The 16,631-nt window shown below is 43.3% G+C and carries 15 protein-coding genes; 9 read left to right on the top strand and 6 right to left on the bottom strand.

The features are described from left to right. Window positions 1-39: 39 nt before the first annotated feature. On the bottom strand, window positions 40-477 hold the full coding sequence (locus KTR07_RS00595) for a GNAT family N-acetyltransferase (protein WP_008766887.1): 438 nt from the start codon (window positions 475-477) through the stop codon (window positions 40-42). A gap of 139 nt (window positions 478-616) precedes the next feature. Between KTR07_RS00595 and KTR07_RS00600 the strand changes: the two genes are divergently transcribed. From KTR07_RS00600 to KTR07_RS00640, 9 genes are all read left to right on the top strand, one after another. Next, a complete protein-coding gene (locus tag KTR07_RS00600; RefSeq protein WP_008760358.1) occupies window positions 617-1,873 on the top strand; it encodes a carboxypeptidase-like regulatory domain-containing protein in 1,257 nt (418 codons plus the stop codon). A gap of 50 nt (window positions 1,874-1,923) precedes the next feature. Then, entirely contained in the window at window positions 1,924-2,475 is a 552-nt protein-coding gene (locus KTR07_RS00605; RefSeq protein ID WP_048697261.1) for an RNA polymerase sigma-70 factor, read from the top strand. Then, entirely contained in the window at window positions 2,472-3,314 is an 843-nt protein-coding gene (locus KTR07_RS00610; RefSeq protein ID WP_048697257.1) for a FecR family protein, read from the top strand. Before KTR07_RS00605 ends, KTR07_RS00610 begins: the two co-directional genes overlap by 4 nt. Before the next feature lie 15 nt (window positions 3,315-3,329). Further along, window positions 3,330-4,871, top strand: a complete 1,542-nt coding sequence (locus KTR07_RS00615) for a carboxypeptidase-like regulatory domain-containing protein (RefSeq protein WP_117981260.1) — start codon at window positions 3,330-3,332, stop codon at window positions 4,869-4,871. A 61-nt stretch (window positions 4,872-4,932) separates the two neighbouring features. Further along, window positions 4,933-5,109, top strand: coding sequence for a DUF4250 domain-containing protein (locus KTR07_RS00620; RefSeq protein WP_008766883.1), 177 nt, complete (start codon window positions 4,933-4,935; stop codon window positions 5,107-5,109). A gap of 198 nt (window positions 5,110-5,307) precedes the next feature. Further along, window positions 5,308-5,844: an RNA polymerase sigma factor gene (locus KTR07_RS00625; protein WP_008760363.1), complete on the top strand. Its 537-nt coding sequence runs from the start codon at window positions 5,308-5,310 to the stop codon at window positions 5,842-5,844. A gap of 4 nt (window positions 5,845-5,848) precedes the next feature. Further along, window positions 5,849-6,208 (top strand): hypothetical protein, encoded by a 360-nt coding sequence (locus tag KTR07_RS00630; protein ID WP_061473102.1) that lies wholly within the window; start codon window positions 5,849-5,851, stop codon window positions 6,206-6,208. Window positions 6,209-6,240: 32 nt separating this feature from the next. After that, window positions 6,241-6,825 (top strand): hypothetical protein, encoded by a 585-nt coding sequence (locus KTR07_RS00635; protein ID WP_011109357.1) that lies wholly within the window; start codon window positions 6,241-6,243, stop codon window positions 6,823-6,825. Between the two features lie 315 nt (window positions 6,826-7,140). Then, a complete protein-coding gene (locus KTR07_RS00640) occupies window positions 7,141-8,715 on the top strand; it encodes a ClC family H(+)/Cl(-) exchange transporter (protein WP_008760366.1) in 1,575 nt (524 codons plus the stop codon). A 16-nt stretch (window positions 8,716-8,731) separates the two neighbouring features. Here KTR07_RS00640 and nfo read toward each other — a convergent pair whose 3' ends face one another. The 5 genes from nfo to KTR07_RS00665 form a co-directional block, all read right to left on the bottom strand. After that, window positions 8,732-9,565 carry a deoxyribonuclease IV gene (gene nfo / locus KTR07_RS00645; protein WP_008766881.1) on the bottom strand — a complete coding sequence of 278 codons (834 nt, stop codon included), beginning with the start codon at window positions 9,563-9,565 and terminating at the stop codon, window positions 8,732-8,734. 381 nt (window positions 9,566-9,946) lie between these two features. Beyond that, window positions 9,947-12,568 carry a DUF4962 domain-containing protein gene (locus KTR07_RS00650; RefSeq protein ID WP_181981935.1) on the bottom strand — a complete coding sequence of 874 codons (2,622 nt, stop codon included), beginning with the start codon at window positions 12,566-12,568 and terminating at the stop codon, window positions 9,947-9,949. Window position 12,569: 1 nt separating this feature from the next. Next, a complete protein-coding gene (locus tag KTR07_RS00655) occupies window positions 12,570-13,835 on the bottom strand; it encodes a sugar MFS transporter (protein WP_022470959.1) in 1,266 nt (421 codons plus the stop codon). Between the two features lie 37 nt (window positions 13,836-13,872). Beyond that, window positions 13,873-14,826 carry an ROK family protein gene (locus KTR07_RS00660; protein WP_117981261.1) on the bottom strand — a complete coding sequence of 318 codons (954 nt, stop codon included), beginning with the start codon at window positions 14,824-14,826 and terminating at the stop codon, window positions 13,873-13,875. A 160-nt stretch (window positions 14,827-14,986) separates the two neighbouring features. After that, window positions 14,987-16,615 (bottom strand): hypothetical protein, encoded by a 1,629-nt coding sequence (locus KTR07_RS00665; RefSeq protein WP_016268198.1) that lies wholly within the window; start codon window positions 16,613-16,615, stop codon window positions 14,987-14,989. Window positions 16,616-16,631: the final 16 nt, after the last annotated feature.

Genomic DNA, 16,631 nt, shown 5'->3' on the forward strand with positions numbered 1-16,631 from the left:
GCTCCGGGGAACTGGAATCTAATGGTAATATCTTCTTCTTTATTTGTTTGATATGAGTTTCATCGGAGTATAACTGATTCCGTTTGTTTGTTGCCTGTCGTTTGTTTTTTCAAATCCCAGAGATTCGTAAAACCTGATAGCGTATGTAGATGAGTTTACAGTTATTTCATTTGCCGGACAATCACATTGGGAATAGTCAAACAGTTGCTTGCCTATCCCTTTTCTATGGAATTCCTTTTTGATGAAAAACAAAGAAATGTGTTTGCCCTCATTCTTGGTTCCCATAATACCTATTAGTTTATTTTCTTCGAAAGCTCCATAAATGCAGAGTTCATTCATCAATTTATCGTTGAATATAAAACTTTTGAAACTCTCAAGACCTTCGTCTTCGAAATCATCCTGACCACATTGCAAGTATACTTCTAATGCTAAAGTTGTCGCCTGCTGAAATTCTGCTTTATCTAATTTGCGTATCATAATTAATCATTTGTTGAGAATATAATTTTTGTCTGTCGGGCAAGATACTGATTTTTTTTATTTCAGACAATAGGGTATTTGCAGATTGAACGATCTTATTTATAGAAGCAGGAATTATTTACTTTAAAACTTTATTAAGATGAAAAAGTCAGTTATACTTTTGGTTGGATGGTTATTAGCTTTTCTATGGATAGGGAGTGCTGATATATGGGCGCAGGATGCAGGAGATTATTTCACGATTGTCGGAATGGTGAAGGATAAGCAAAATAAGAGAACACTTGAAAACGTGAATGTATCTGTGCAAGGAAGTAATATCGGTACGGTGACAAATGCAGAGGGAGAGTTTGCTCTGAAAGTCAGGAAAGAAGAAGTGCCGCGAGAGTTGGAAATCTCTCACATAGGCTATATCAATAGTCATGTATCTTTAGATAAGAATAATTCTTCTAAATTGACGGTCTGGATGATACCTCATACTAACCAGTTGAATGAAGTGGTCGTTTATGCCAATAATCCGCGTACAATTATAGAAAAGGCGATTGAGAAGATTCCGGTAAATTATAGTGCCAACCGGAATATGCTTACCAGCTTCTATCGGGAGACTGTGCAGAAAGGGCGCCGTTATATCAGTGTATCGGAAGCTGTACTTGATGTGTCGAAAACAGCATACACCAATCGCACTACGGATTATGATAAACTACAGGTTCTGAAAGGACGCCGTCTGCTAAGTCAGAAAGTTAGTGATACATTGGCAGTAAAGGTTATGGGTGGTCCTAATATATCTGTAGTTTTGGATATCGTAAAGAATAAAGAGGCGCTGCTGGAACCAGAAGAATTGAACAACTATGAGTTCTGGATGGCTGAATCGGCATTGATCGATAACCGGATACAATATGTTATTAATTTCCGTCCGAGAGTTCTTTTACCATATGCGCTGTTTCATGGGAAATTGTATGTAGATTGTGATAAGCTGTCGTTTACACGTATCGAGATGAATCTGGATATGCAGAATAAATCGAAAGCAATTGCTGCTATTCTTCATCAGAAACCATTTGGACTGAGATTCAAACCGCAAGAGTTATCTTTTCTGATAACCTATAAAACGATAGATGGAAGGACTTATCTGAATTATATCCGCAATGATATTCGTTTTAAATGCGACTGGAAACGGAGGCTTTTCTCTACGAGCTATGCAGTAACCTCAGAAATGGTGGTGACAGATCGGAGGGAGAGTCCGTCCGAGATAATTCCGCGGAATAAAGTATTTACCTCCAATCAGATTTTCTATGATAAAGTCGGAAATTACTGGAGTGAAGACTTCTGGGGAAATTATAATATCATAGCACCTACGGAGTCTCTGGAACATGCTGTCGATAAATTGAAAAAGCAATCTAATTAAAATCAGAATTGTTTTCTTATATTTGGGAACAATCGTAAAATGATAGAAGTATGCTGAATGAACTGCTCATACTGACAAAAATAAAGGCAGGTGACATAAAAGCGTTTGAGGAACTATTTCGCTGTTACTATTCTCCCTTGTGTTGGTATGCGGCAAGCATTACCGGACGGATGGAGGTGGCTGAGGAAATTGTTGAGGAACTGTTTTATGTGCTTTGGAAGGATAGGGAACAGTTACAGATTTTCCAGTCTGTAAAAAACTACCTCTACAGGGCGACACGTAATCAGTCAATTCAATACTGTGAGCATGAAGAGGTCAAAGAGCGGTATAGAGAGTCTGTGCTGACTGCATCCTCTTCGGAACAGGCGACAGATCCTCATCAGCAGATGGAATATGAAGAACTTCAGAAGCTGATAAATAATACCCTTGAGAAATTGCCGGAACGCAGAATGCAGATATTTAAAATGCACCGGACGGAGGGAAAGAAATATGCGGAAATTGCAGTCCAGCTTTCTCTCTCCGTCAAAACGGTGGAAGCGGAAATGACGAAGACTTTACGAACTTTGCGAAAAGAAATAGAAAATTATATTCAAATGAAATGATGAAAACGGATATTCATAAAATAAAGACGGAGCAGGCTTGGAATCGGTTGTACGACCGATTGGATAAAGATCATCTGCTTGTAGAAGACCATCGGATGCCTAAAATCCCGATGTGGGTACGCTATGGCACTGTAGCGGCGATGGTGGTCGGTTTGGTTTTTAGTACTTTGTATTGGGGATTCGGTCAAAAAGAGGAATTACCTGACTTTATAACACAGGAGAATCAAGATGTTCCTACATTGGTCACGACTCTGGAAGATGGTTCTGTCGTGTTCTTGGCAAAGGAGACTTCTATCCGATATCCGGAACATTTTGTTTCTGATAAACGGGAAGTCAGTTTGCAGGGAGATGCCTTTTTTGATGTGGCAAAGAAACAGAAGCAACCTTTTTGGATTGATACAAAGGAAGTAAAGATTGAAGTATTGGGTACTGCTTTTAGTGTAAAGAGCGTCGAAGATGCTCCGTTCCGTCTTTCGGTGCAACGGGGAACCGTTAGGGTAACCCTTAAAAAGAGAAATAAAGAATGTTATGTCAAAGCTGGTGAGACAGTGGTATTGCAATCACAGCAACTTTTGCTCAGTTCGACTGAAAATGCCGGAGAGTTGAATCGCTATCTGAAGCATGTCTGTTTTAAAGATGAATCTTTGGGGCATATTCTGAAAGTAATGAATATGAATGCAGGCAGTTCGCAGATACGTGTAGCTTCTCCTGCGCTTGAAAAAAGAAAGCTGACAGTTGAATTTTCCAATGAATCTCCAGAGACTGTGGCTACATTGATAGCCTATGCGCTTAATTTGAAGTGTACACGGCAGGGGGATACATTCATACTGACAGAATAAATAAAAAAAAGTGAGATGAGGATGGTTTATCGCTATATGGTGATTCTGTGTTTGTTCTTTATCGTACCGGATACGTTGAGAGCTGACGGAGAAGATGTGCTGGAGCGTATGATCAGCCTGCCGAAGATGAAAGGAACGGTCTATTCACTGTTAGGCAATATTTCTCAGCAGTCAGGTTATCTGTTTATCTATGACAGTAAAGTAGTAGATAATGATGTAACGGTGAAGATACGGAAAGGAGAGCGAACCATTCGTCAGGCTATTTATGAGATAACAGGAGATACCAGCCTGGAATTTAAAGTAATAGGGACTCATATTCTGATAACTTCTTCTTCACCGACCAAACAGCAACAGGCGAAACCTTCATCCGTTCACCCTGTAAATCTGATGCTTACCGGAACTTTACTGGATAAGGAAACCGGAATGCCTGTTGCTTCTGCATCCGTTGGAGTCCGGAGGACATCTGTGGGGATTATTACTAATCAGGAAGGAGAGTTCAGACTTTCCTTACCGGATTCTTTGCAAAACGATTCGGTTGTTTTTTCTCATATAGGATATGTTTCACAAACTCTGGAAGTTTCAGTTTTGGCAGGTCGCCATCATATTCTGAGCTTGGAACCAAAGGTTGTTCCTTTACAGGAAGTAGTGGTTCAATGGGTCGATCCTTATAAGCTGCTGAAAGAAATGGGAAGGCAAAGAGAGCAGAACTATTCTCATTCTCCTGCCTACCTGACCACATTTTACCGTGAAGGAGTTTTATTGAAAAATAAGGTTCAGAATCTTACTGAAGCAGTTTTCAAAGTTTATAAGATCGCTTCGCATTCTCCCGTTTCCGATCAGGCGAAGCTGTTGAAGATGAGTCGGCTGAGTAATGTCGAAGCCAAAGACAGTCTGCTTGTAAAGGTGAAGTCCGGCATTCAGGCATGTTTTCAGATGGATATAATGAAGGATATGCCTTCATTCCTGATACCTGACGCAGGTGATAACGGTTATCTGTATACTTCGCAGGGAGTGACATTCATAGACGACCGGTGTGTGAATGTCATACACTTTGCACAAAAGAAGGAGATTATCGAGCCTCTCTATTGCGGAGATTTGTATATTGATGCCGAGACGAATGCCTTGTTACAAGCTCGTTTTGAGGTAGATCCCCAGCGTGTGAAGAAAGCGTCGGAAATGTTTGTAGAAAGGCGCACGCATGGCATTCGGATAATACCGCAAAAGGTGGTTTATACTATTTCCTACAAACCATGGCAAGGTATCTATTATATTCATCATATCCGTGGAGACCTTTCTTTCAAGGTGAAACGGCGACGGTTGCTGTCTGCTAGTCCGCAGATGCAGATCTGGTTTGAAATGATCACTTGCAAAGTGGATACGGAACAAGTGACTGCATTCCCACGGGCAGAGAGATTACCGACGCGTACTATCTTCTCTGATCTGAATTTCAAATATGATGAAGACTTCTGGAGGGACTTTAATGTGATACCTCTGGAAGAGGAACTTGGTAAGCTGATTGAGAGAATCTCTTTGAAAATAGAAGAAATCGGCCCTTGATTTGTTTTGCCATTCGCCGGGATTGCTGTAACTTTGCGCCCGGTTTAAAAGATTGTAGAATATGGAATTGCCTAAAGATCCGATGGTGCTGTTCAGTGTCATCAATATGAAGTTGCGTGACTGTTATTCTTCGCTAGATGAGCTTTGCGAAGATATGGATGTAAGCAGAGAAGATATTGTCAGTCAGTTGAAAGCTGCAGGTTTTGAATATAGTGCGGAACATAATAAGTTCTGGTGATTTTCAGTCAACTTCGGCTTGTATATAAAGAGTTAACAGCGCCTCCATGGTCTTGAAAAAGATTATGGAGGCGTTTTTTTATTCCTTGTATGCCAATGTCATATTTCCTCTTTTCTATTAATAAATGTAAAATCGGCTCTTGTGCATTTAACTTCGTTCCTTTTCGGCGTTCTAATAACCAAAGCTCAGAAATAATAGATGATAAACGAAGATAAAATCCGAAAAGCTTGTTCCTCAGATCGCGAGCGGGGATTCAGGTTGCTGGTGGACAGTTTTCAGGAACCGATATATAATTATATCCGGAGAATGGTAGTGTCTCACGAAGATGCGGAAGATGTGCTGCAAGAAGTCTTCATTCGTGTATTCCGCCATTTGGATCAGTTCCGGAATGAAAGTTCGCTGAGTACATGGATCTACAGAATTGCAACGAATGAGTGTCTTCGGTTATTGAATAGCCGTAAAGAAGAAGTAATATCAGCGGAAGATGTTCAGGAAGAACTGATGAGTAAACTGAAAGCTTCTGACTATGTCGACTACGAAGATGAACTGGCTGTAAAGTTTCAGGAAGCTATATTGACTTTGCCGGAAAAGCAGCGGATCGTTTTCAACTTGCGCTATTACGATGAACTGGAATATGAAGATATCGCCCGTGTTCTGGATAGTAAGGTTGAGACACTGAAAGTGAATTATCACTATGCGAAAGATAAGATAAAGGAATATATATTAAACAGGTAACATCATGGATAAGGATTTTGATTTTGACAATATTGGTAAGCGGACACCTTATCGCACTCCCGATAACTTTTTTGAGGAGACACAGCGTAAGATATTGGAACGTACGGTTGACGAGCAACGCAAGAAGCGTCGGCTGAAAAGGATTATTCCTACTATGATTGCTGTAGCAGCAGTATTGGCCGGGATTTTGTTTACGCCGTCTCTCCGCTATATGAATACCGACACACCATCTGCTTCAAATATATTGGCTGTCGATAAAAATAATGTAACTACAGATCCGGTAGATAAATGGATTAAGGAATTGTCAGATGAGGAGTTGGAAGAGCTCGTCAGCTTCTCTGAAAACGATATATTTTTAAACTGAATAACTCAATTAATTATTAAAACGTAAAGATTATGAAGACTAAGTTTATTTATGTAGTGTTGATGGCTTTATTTTTGGGAAGCCAGATGACCCTTTCTGCACAGAATGAAGAAAACAAAGAAAGAAAACAGCGTCCTACACCGGAGCAGATGATGCAGATGCAGACCAATCAGATGGTGAGAGCGCTCATGCTGGATGATGCAACGGCAGCCAAGTTTACTCCGATATACGAGAAGTATCTGAAAGAACTTCGTGAGTGTCGTATGATGAACTTCAAACCCAGAGCGAGAAAAGATGCAGCTCAAGGTACGGAAGCCAATACTGCCAAAGAAACTCCAAAACCGGTTATGACAGATGCGGAAATCGCTAAAATGTTGAAAGATCAGTTTGCGCAGAGTCGTAAGATGCTGGACATCCGTGAGAAGTATTATAATGAGTTCAGCAAGATTCTGTCTCAAAAGCAGATCATGAAGATTTATCAGCAGGAAAAGAGCAATATGAATAAATTCAGAAAAGAGTTTGACCGTAGAAAAGGACAGAAACCGGGACAAGGTCACAAACCCGGACAAGACCGCCAGAGACAAAGACAGCATACCCCTCATCAAACTCAAAAGTAGATAATGGATTAGGTATTATTTATTATAGTGTTTTATTTTACTAAAGTCAACACAAATTGGGCATAGGCAGATATATCTATTCTTTTCAGTATCGTTGATTATTCATTGTGTCTTGTTACTGATAAGTTTTGGCAGCCTATGCACAGTCCGGCAAAGAGAGCTTTGCCGGACGTGTAGTTGATGCTGACTCATGATACATGGTATTCTGCGTCTGAATCTGCTGGAAGGATAAAGCTGATTAAATATTTATCAGTCTGAAACCTCTGCGGGGTATTAATTGTTGTATCCATGCGAAAACAATGAAAACTTTGCTGAATGGAGTTTCGACTGATTAAAAAATTAAAGGACAGAGGACGTTGGCGTATCTTCAAACTCAAATTGATTGATGCGCGGCTTTACTTTGTCAGTATCTTTGTCGGGTTACTGACGGGGCTTATTGCTGTGCCTTATCATTACCTGCTTCAGTTCTTCTTCAATCTTCGTCATGACTTCTTTGATTCTCATCCTAAATGGTATTGGTACCTTCCTCTTTTTCTGTTAATGTGGGGGATTCTTATATTTGTCTCCTGGCTGGTGAAAAAGATGCCGTTGATCACAGGAGGAGGTATTCCACAAACACGTGGAGTTATCAATGGAAGAGTTGCGTATAAACATCCTTTCATTGAGGTGATTGCCAAGTTTGTGGGAGGAATACTTGCGCTAAGCACCGGTTTGTCTTTGGGACGTGAAGGACCTTCGGTGCAGATCGGTTCGTATGTAGGATGTCTGGTTTCTAAATGGGGGAGAGTGCTTGCCGGCGAGCGGAAACAATTGTTGGCGGCGGGTGCCGGTGCCGGGTTGGCGGCTGCTTTTGCTGCTCCGTTGGCTTCCTCATTGCTGGTTATAGAATCTATTGAACGGTTTGATGCGCCAAAGACGGCGATTACTACCTTGCTGGCAGGAGTCGTTGCCGGAGGAGTCGCCAGTTGGCTTTTTCCTATCAATCCGTATTTTCAGATTGATGCGATTGTACCGGGAATGACTTTCTGGTCACAGGTAAAGTTGTTTCTTCTTTTGGCGGCTGTGGTTTCTGTTTTCGGAAAGTTCTTTTCTGTCACTACGCTTCAGGTCAAACGTATCTATCCGGCCATCAAGCATCCGGAATACGTAAAAATGCTATATCTGCTCTTTATTGCTTATCTCATCTCTATGGCAGAAGTCAATCTGACAGGAGGTGGGGAACAGTTTCTGTTGGCACAGGCCATGCATCCCGATACCCATATTCTTTGGATTGTCGGTATGATGTTGTTGCATTTTGTATTCAGTACCTTTTCTTTTTCGTCAGGACTGCCGGGAGGAAGTTTCATTCCTACATTAGTGACAGGAGGGCTTTTAGGGCAAATAGTTGCATTGATTCTGGTTCAGCAAGGAGTGATTGCTTATGAAAATATCAGTTATATCATGTTGATCTGTATGTCTGCTTTTCTGGTTGCGGTCATACGTACACCTCTCACCGCTATTGTGCTGATTACTGAGATTACGGGACATCTGGAAGTCTTTTATCCTTCTATTGTAGTGGGAGGACTGACTTACTATTTCACGGAAATGCTTCAGATAAAACCTTTCAATGTGATTTTATATGATGATATGATTAATTCTCCTGCGTTTAAAGAAGAGGCCCGCTACACTTTATCGGTAGAGGTCATGAGCGGTTCTTACCTGGATGGTAAAATCGTGGATGAACTTCGCCTGCCGGAACGTTGTATTATTATAAATGTTCATCGTGACCGGAAAAACTGGCCTCCCAAAGGGCAGAAACTGATGCCGGGGGATCAGGTGCAGATAGAAATGGACTCGCAGGATATCGAGAAACTCTATGAGCCGTTAGTCAGTATGGCGAATATTTATTAAAAAAGAAGTGAAGCGTTTATTCAACGCTTCTCAACCATGCAATTTCTTCTGCCCACTTGCTTTCATCGGGTGTTTCAAGAATAAGTGGCATATTATCGAATCTTGAATCTTTCATTAATCTTTCAAAGAATGCACTCCCGATCAGTCCCTGGCCTATGTTATCGTGACGGTCAACATGACTGCCTAATTCTTTTTTAGAATCATTCAGGTGCATACCACGCAGATACTCGAAACCTACTTCTTTTTCAAATTCGTCAAAGACTTTATCGTAATCATTCACTATGTCATATCCCGCTGTATATGTATGGCAAGTATCCAGGCAAATACCTACACGGCTTTTATCATTCACCCGGTCGATGATATATCTTAATTGCCAGAATTCACTTCCTAAATTACTGCCTTGCCCCGCAGTATTTTCAATAACGGCCGTTACTCCTTTAGTCTTCTCCAAAGTCAGGTTGATACTTTCTGCAATGAGTGCGAGACAATCCTCTATGGAGATTTTATTCAGATGGCTGCCGGGATGGAAATTGAGAAGTTTCAGTCCTAATTGTTCGCAGCGTTGCATCTCATCTAAAAAGGCAGCTCGACTTTTCTCCAATCCTTCTTCTTCGGGGTGTCCCAAATTAATAAGGTAACTGTCATGCGGTAAAATATAGTCTGTTTGGAAATTGTACTTAGTGCAATTTTCTTTGAAAAGACGGATGTTTTCTTCTGTCAATGGTTTACTCACCCATTGACGTTGATTTTTAGTAAACAGGGCAAAGGCATTTGCTCCAATCTCATGCGCATTGACAGGGGCGAATTCTACGCCGCCGGATGCGCTTACATGTGCTCCAATGTATTTCATCTTTTATTCTATTTAAATTTTATCTGTTGATATAACATTTATGCAGGTTTCAATGTTTGCGTAGAGTACCAACATAGGCAAAGATACAATTTTTTAGTAGTAAACTCAATGCTCATTATGATAAAGGTACAGTGGTCTACTGTCTTTTTATATCCCACATCTCAGGTATTAATGGTTGAGTTGTCAGATGTTAATATCTGAGATGTCAACTGTTAATACCTGAAAAGTCAGATATTAATACCTGTCATGGACATTATTAATGCTTGAAATGTGGCATAATAAGCATTGTCACCTTCAATAAAAGACAATAAAAGAAAGGAGCTATTCGTAAGTTTATAATAACCATTGAATAGCTCCATATTGTGTGCCAGAATGGGGAAATTATATCTCAAAATCTGGTAAATAGTCAGTCAGAACCTTATTGACCTGTTTCCCTTGTACTTGATCTGTGATGATAGTCGCACCTTCCTTCTTGCCGGCATCGTATTTCAAAGAAACCTTTTCCGCTTGATGTGTGACGCTGATTGCCGCTTTCCCTTTCTCCGTCAGATTGCAGGTAATAATCCAGTCGCCTACTTGTACGGTATTGCCTTGGCGAACCACTTTCATATCCGCACGGTTATTTCCATGTGTATCCATAACGGTGAGGAAACGGGCAGTTTTACATGGAATGGTAGTAGACGAAAAATGCCAGTGATTGGGATACTTCACAGCTTTTCCCTGGGCATTGGTTACATTCTTCCAGTTGGTTGGAGCGCAGAAGAAGGTATCTACGATGGCCTGTTCCGTCTTTGCCGAACTGAAAAGATGAGCAACAGAGATGCCTCCATCCTTATTCTTTCCCGTAACTTTCACTTCATAAGGAAGTTCCTGCATTTCCATCGGAAGTTCTACCGTATGCAGCAGATAGCTCCATGTGACCGCTTCTTTTCCTTCCAGTTCATCATAAATCACATACACTCCCGTATTGCCTAATTGAATGATGTGCCGACGGAACATCTTCAGTTTGTTCTCATCCCATCCCTTTTCGGGAGTGTACTGCGTGCCGGAAAGTTCACCACGTTTCAACCAGATAGGAGCTGTGATCTTTCCGTAAGCATTGGAAGCGTCTCCCACCATATACGAAATCTTTTCTCCTTCATACCAACGGGGAATCCATCCGTAACCTTCCGTCCCGATAGTCTGAGTCATTCCATTGATCAGAATACTGTTGTGTGCACGGGTGTTTCGATAGGAATACATACAATGGTCATCGGTAAAACCGGTACGATGTCCGCTGCTATAGAAGATCGCCTTGCCGCCATAGAAGGTATTAAATGCATTCTGATTGGCCAATGCGTGCGAAGTTGAACCGTATGGACTGGAACGGAATGATAACATTGCGTTCTTTTCTATATCCCCCAACGAAGTATGCATCGTAGCAATTCCCGTTTCATTAAATACTTTCGTCATCGGCAACTCTGCCAATGAGTGTTCTTCTTTCGGGAGTGCCTTGTCAGTAATGCAGCGATACCAGGTCAGATCACCTGCTTTTCCAAGAAAAGACTTTTTCATGATATCCGGTTCTTTCTCCAGAATGGTACGTGCGTAGGCGGCTGCCCACGGATTATTGCATTCACGTGCTAAAGCATCCGCATAGCCGACCCGTGTCCCGTTCGGTTTCATTTTCGTTTCATGGGAGTTACCGTGTCCCGCAGATTTGGAGAACGGAGGCTGATGATAGATTACATAGAGCGCATTGTTGTTATACCAGGGATCGGCAAAGAAATCGAAACCGCTGATACGTGAATAGAAAGCGGGAACTTCGATCAATGTACGAAGGTTGACATGGAAATAAGAGTCACCGTTGTGCCATCCTCCGTCGGTGTTGAGTCCCGGCAGACGGGATACCCATTCGTTATAGCAATAATCTACCCAAGTGGAAGCCATCGGCAATTCACCGTATGTAGCAAAAGCTGCCATATTCAGAATACGGAAAGTCATCTGCCATACATGATTGTCGGCAATACGGTTTTCCAGATGATTCACATATTCATGATAAAACTTATGGCCGTTTTCGCTGATCGTTTCGAGAAGCAACTGTTTCTCGGCAGGCGTTAACAGATTGTACCATGCATCATAAGCGGAAGTACTCATGGACAGAATCGTGGAGCGGTTGAAATCTCCTGCAAAGTACTTACTGTCTTTCCACGAAAGAATTTCGGAAAGACGTTTGATACCTTCTTTGTAGTACACTTCGTCTTTCGTCAGCAGATAAGCGCGTACCATAGCTTCTATGTTCGCTTCTTCGCGGTCTACTATCTTGCGGCTTTCCCGAATCAATGCCGAGCGATATTGTACGATGTTTGTCAATTTGACTACTTGGGTGGTATCGATTTCCTCCTCCAGATGTTTCAATGGATGATTGAGGCATTTCCTTGCTTTCTGAATATAGAGCTGCGCTTCCGGATTATTCTTGTTCCGCTCGATGATCTGATCCCAGTCTTTGGCATCGAGCAGGATACGGGGATGGCTTTGAGAGAACTTCGCCAGCACTTCTTGCAAGGAGGGAGGATTGAACGTACGTGTCTGCTCGTCCACATAGAAATGATAGACGGGCGACCATTCTTCTTTGCCGTCCTTATCAAGGTAGGCGTGCTGCCAATACCATTTCCCTTTTTCAAAGAGTTTGAAAGGATTGAAGAAAGCCCAGTTTCTTTCGGCGGTCATTACTTCCGATTTAAACTCAGGATCACGTGCGATACGGATGCGGTATGTCACTTCCGGTTTGTGATTTTCTTCTTCCACTCCGTCAAGCACAGGTCCGAGGTGGGGGAACTTATCCGGCCACATGAAACGCGGCGGATTGACTGCTATGTGCTGACCGTCTAGTGGAGAAGGTGTTTCGCGGACTTCATGCATCAGCGTCTGCTGACTCAGACGCAGGATGCTTTTCTGCGCATATCCACTATAGGAAAGCATAGCTACAAATAACAGGAAAATATAATATCGTTGTTTCATCATCTTATTTTTTTAAGAGTTCTTTCAGACTGATTGTCTTGTTGTTGATCAGCGGATGTGCCCAGAAACCGATGAAGGTGATATATCCCACAAAGAGCAGGATAGACAGCATACCTGTACGCAAGGACGTAGCATCTGCCAATGTACTCACAATCATCGGCCCGCCTGCTCCACCCACGATAGCCGAACATAAAATTCCGGCAAATGAGCCGTGATGCTGTGAAGCCGAGTTCAGCGCCAATGAGAAGACGATAGAGTACATCATGGAAATACTGAATCCGATAGCAGGAAAGGCGATTAGCGAAACATCCTTGCTTCCGAATAAAGCGGCTAGTAACAGCACTATCGTCAATACTCCCGAAACCTGTAGCAGGCGTTTGCTGTCAATCAGTTTCAGAAGAATCATTCCGACCAGACAGCCTGCCGTCATCAGTCCCCAGAAGTAGCTGACTGCCTGCGCACCTTCCGCCTGCGGGTTTACACCGTGATATTGTTCGAGGAAGGTACTCATGAAGATAGAGGTTCCTTGTTCCGTACTGACATAGCAGAAGATTCCCAGAAAGAACAACCATACATATTTCTGCTTGAACAGGGCGAGGTAGGAATCTTTCGATCCGCTTTTCTCATCTTCTTTCAGTTCAATCTTCGGGAAATGCGAAACGCCGACGGCAATCAGCATCACCAGCAACAATAAGGTAAATACCCAGTAGAGAGATACCCAAGGCATATCTTGTGGCGTCATATCCGCCAGCAAGTCAAGGATAAGGCTTTTTCCTGCTGTATAAGTGGCAGGATCAAGTTCCCGAATCAGATAAGTATATGCCAACGGGCTTAGGAAGGAGGCGATACCGAACATAAATTGTGCCAGTTCAGCGATGAAAGCATAGTTTTCTTCTCCTCCTACAGTACGTTGGAGCGGATTCAGCACGGTTTGCAGCATTGCCATTCCCAGACCGATGATGAAAGATGAAGCTAGCAACATCGGATAAGTATGCATACAGGCGAACAGGATGGTTCCGATAAACGGCATCAGGAATCCACAGAACAAGACAGGCTTTTCACCGAAACGGTCGATCAGTAGTCCGGCAGGGATGGACATAATGGCGTAAGCCAGAAAGAAGGAAGTCGGGATAAACCCCGCCATCGCAAGATCGCTCAGATTGAAATTGTGGATAATGTCCGGAATAAGCGGTCCCAGAATATTGGTAATAAACGAGATAGTGAACCAGAACGCCATAATCAGCGCCAGCATTCCTAGATTTTTCTTCATAATCTTAAATAAGTTGAGAAGGTTTTCTGCTCTTCATTTAATTCGGTTTTCTATTTAAAAAGAGGGAGGCGGCACCGATACTTCCGGCTTTGTTGCCTAAAGAGGCCGCCATGATTTCCGTGTTCACGGCACAGTCGGGGATGGCATAGCGAAGGGCTTTCTCACTTACTTTCTGAATATAAAAGTCTCCGGCTTCGGACAGTCCTCCGCCGATAACGACTCTTTGAGGGCTGAAGATATTAATAAATCCGGCAATGCCGTGACCGAGGAAATCACAATGTTCGTTCAGCGACTCAGCCGCAATCTTATCTCCTTGTTTATAGAGACGGACGATCAATTCTCCGTTTATTTCTTCATTCGGATAAGAGATGCCGGCTTCGGCTATCCGTTTGCTGAAACGACGGACCAGTGCGGCAGTGGAAGCATAATGTTCAAGGCATCCTATTGAACCGCAGGCGCAAGGTTCACCATTAGCTATCAAGGGGACATGTCCCAATTCAGTACCTCTATTGGCGTATCCGTTAAACAGTTTGCCGTCAATTATGACTGCGCCACCGATACCGGTTCCTACAGTCAGAAAGACCACATGAGTGGCTCCGTTTCCGGCTCCGTACATCGTTTCGCCGAGTCCCATCAGATTAGCGTCATTTCCCAGTTGGGTAGGAAGTCCGGTCTCTTTTTCCATCCGGTCTGCCAGTTTCAGATTTTCCCAGCCTTGAATATTCTCCGCACCTCCCAATACGATACGATTCGTACAATCGACAATTCCCGGCGTCCCTATCCCGATACCGGCTATTGTATATTCCTTTGCTTCAGCAAAGTTTTTCACCTCCTTGACTGCCTTGACTAATTGCCCGATGACAGCTTCGGCTGATACGTCGGCATTCGACGGCAACTTCCCCTGAAAGTAAAATACCCCATTATTATCAATAAGAGCATATTTCACCGAAGTCCCGCCCAGATCAATTCCTATAGCGTATTCTTTTTCCATATAACTAGGTATGTTTTAAATTCGTTTATACTGTGCCATGCTTGTGCCACCGTATTGGCACGCTTGTGCCAAAGGCTTGGCATAGCAGTGCCAACAGCTTGACACAACTGTGCCAACGGCTTGGCACAAGCAAAGCAACTGTTTTCTTTCATATACCAGTTTATACTCTTTCTGCCCAGATAGGTGAACTCCATGCCCATTGCCCGTCACGCTGGCGAACACGCACGTAGTAGTAATCTGTATCACGCTGAGGCTCTTTATCTTCCATATAGTGTTCCACAGTGAAACAGCTTTCGGGCATAGCACGATTGAAGAGAATCGCTTCGCTCAGCCAGCCGATCATGAAGTGCGAACGTGAGCCTTCGAGCAATTCGCCCAATGTGTGTTCAAACTTCTTGCCGTTGAAATCAGCAATCACTTTTCCGTCTTTCGGCATCTCTACTTCGAGGATGACAGCTTGCATGGCAGCGGTAGTCGTATTCGGATTCTTGCTGCTGTACATATCCAGTTCGGTTTCTTTTTCGTCTGCGGATACAATGCGGTTTACGTGAGTATGGAATTCTGTTTCCCCTTCTTGCGGAGAAGTGAAGGCTGCACCGCGGAAACATGGAGTGACGCTCAGAATGCGTCCTTTGTCTACAGACAATTTACCTTGCCAGTGTACATACTGCTCTTCACGGTTCCATCCGAAATCTACTTTCACTTTGCAGCGGACAGTATCACCTTCGGGGGCAACCGGAGTCAACGGACCATTCATGCGGGCCAGAATCTGACCGTTCTTGACGATATCCACATAGTCGATGCAACTTTCTCCGGTAACATTCAGATAAATGCGGCGGCTGTTGCCACGCACTACGTCACCCATGAAAGCATCGTTGAGGCGGAAGTCAATCAAAATCTTATCGCCGGTTGCGGCGCATACGTGGCGGGTCCGAAGTGCTTCCCATATAGCGTCGCGGGTTAATGACGGAGCCAGTACACCGATACGGCCGTCACCATAACTGCCCGGATAACCCGAATGTTGGTCGGTAGAAGCCATAATACCGAATTTATTACCCAGTTCCAGACCATATTGAATGGTTCCTTCCCATTGGCGGGGGCCCATATCGTGCAAGTATGGATAGTCGCCCTGATCGCTTTCAGCCAGACCGTGACGAGAATACATTTCTACGAACGGGGTCTGGTCTCCTTCGGTAAAGCATTTCCAGTTATAGCCGCGATAACCACCCTGATAGCCCATATGGTGCGGAGTGATGAATACTTTGTGTCCTTTGGCCTTTTGTTTCCAGTCTTCGATGGAAGTGCATTCTACAAGCGGTGCATCGAGATCGTAGTTCAAGGCAACATGGTCGCCATGTTCCATGCTGTGTGCTTCATATCCAACGAAAGTGAGGAATTCTCCTTCTTTATTATATTCGTTTGTCATGGCTACGTACTTCTCATATCCGCCTTCGCGCAAACGTTTGAAAGCACCGGTATGGTAGTCGATTACCCATTTCAGGCGTGGATCGTCTGCTCCGGGGATATCCGGCCACATGGCGTGGGGTGTTACACTTACAAAATCCAACTGTCCTTTCGCTGCTTCAAAAGCATCGCGCATATCGCCGTGTCCGTATGTGATGTTACAATGGTTGTGCAGGTCTCCCCAGTACATTTTGAGGTCACTTGCCGATGGCATTTTCTTTTTGGCTTCTTTACTTCCTGCCGCACAAGAGCCGAGCAGGCTGCCGGATGCTGCCAGTCCTAAAAAAGACCAGCCAGTATTCTTTATAAAATTTCTTCTGTCCATGATATGATTGTTTTGG

It is taken from the genome of Bacteroides sp. MSK.20.82 (assembly GCF_019052485.1).
Taxonomy (GTDB): Bacteria; Bacteroidota; Bacteroidia; order Bacteroidales; family Bacteroidaceae; genus Bacteroides; species Bacteroides thetaiotaomicron.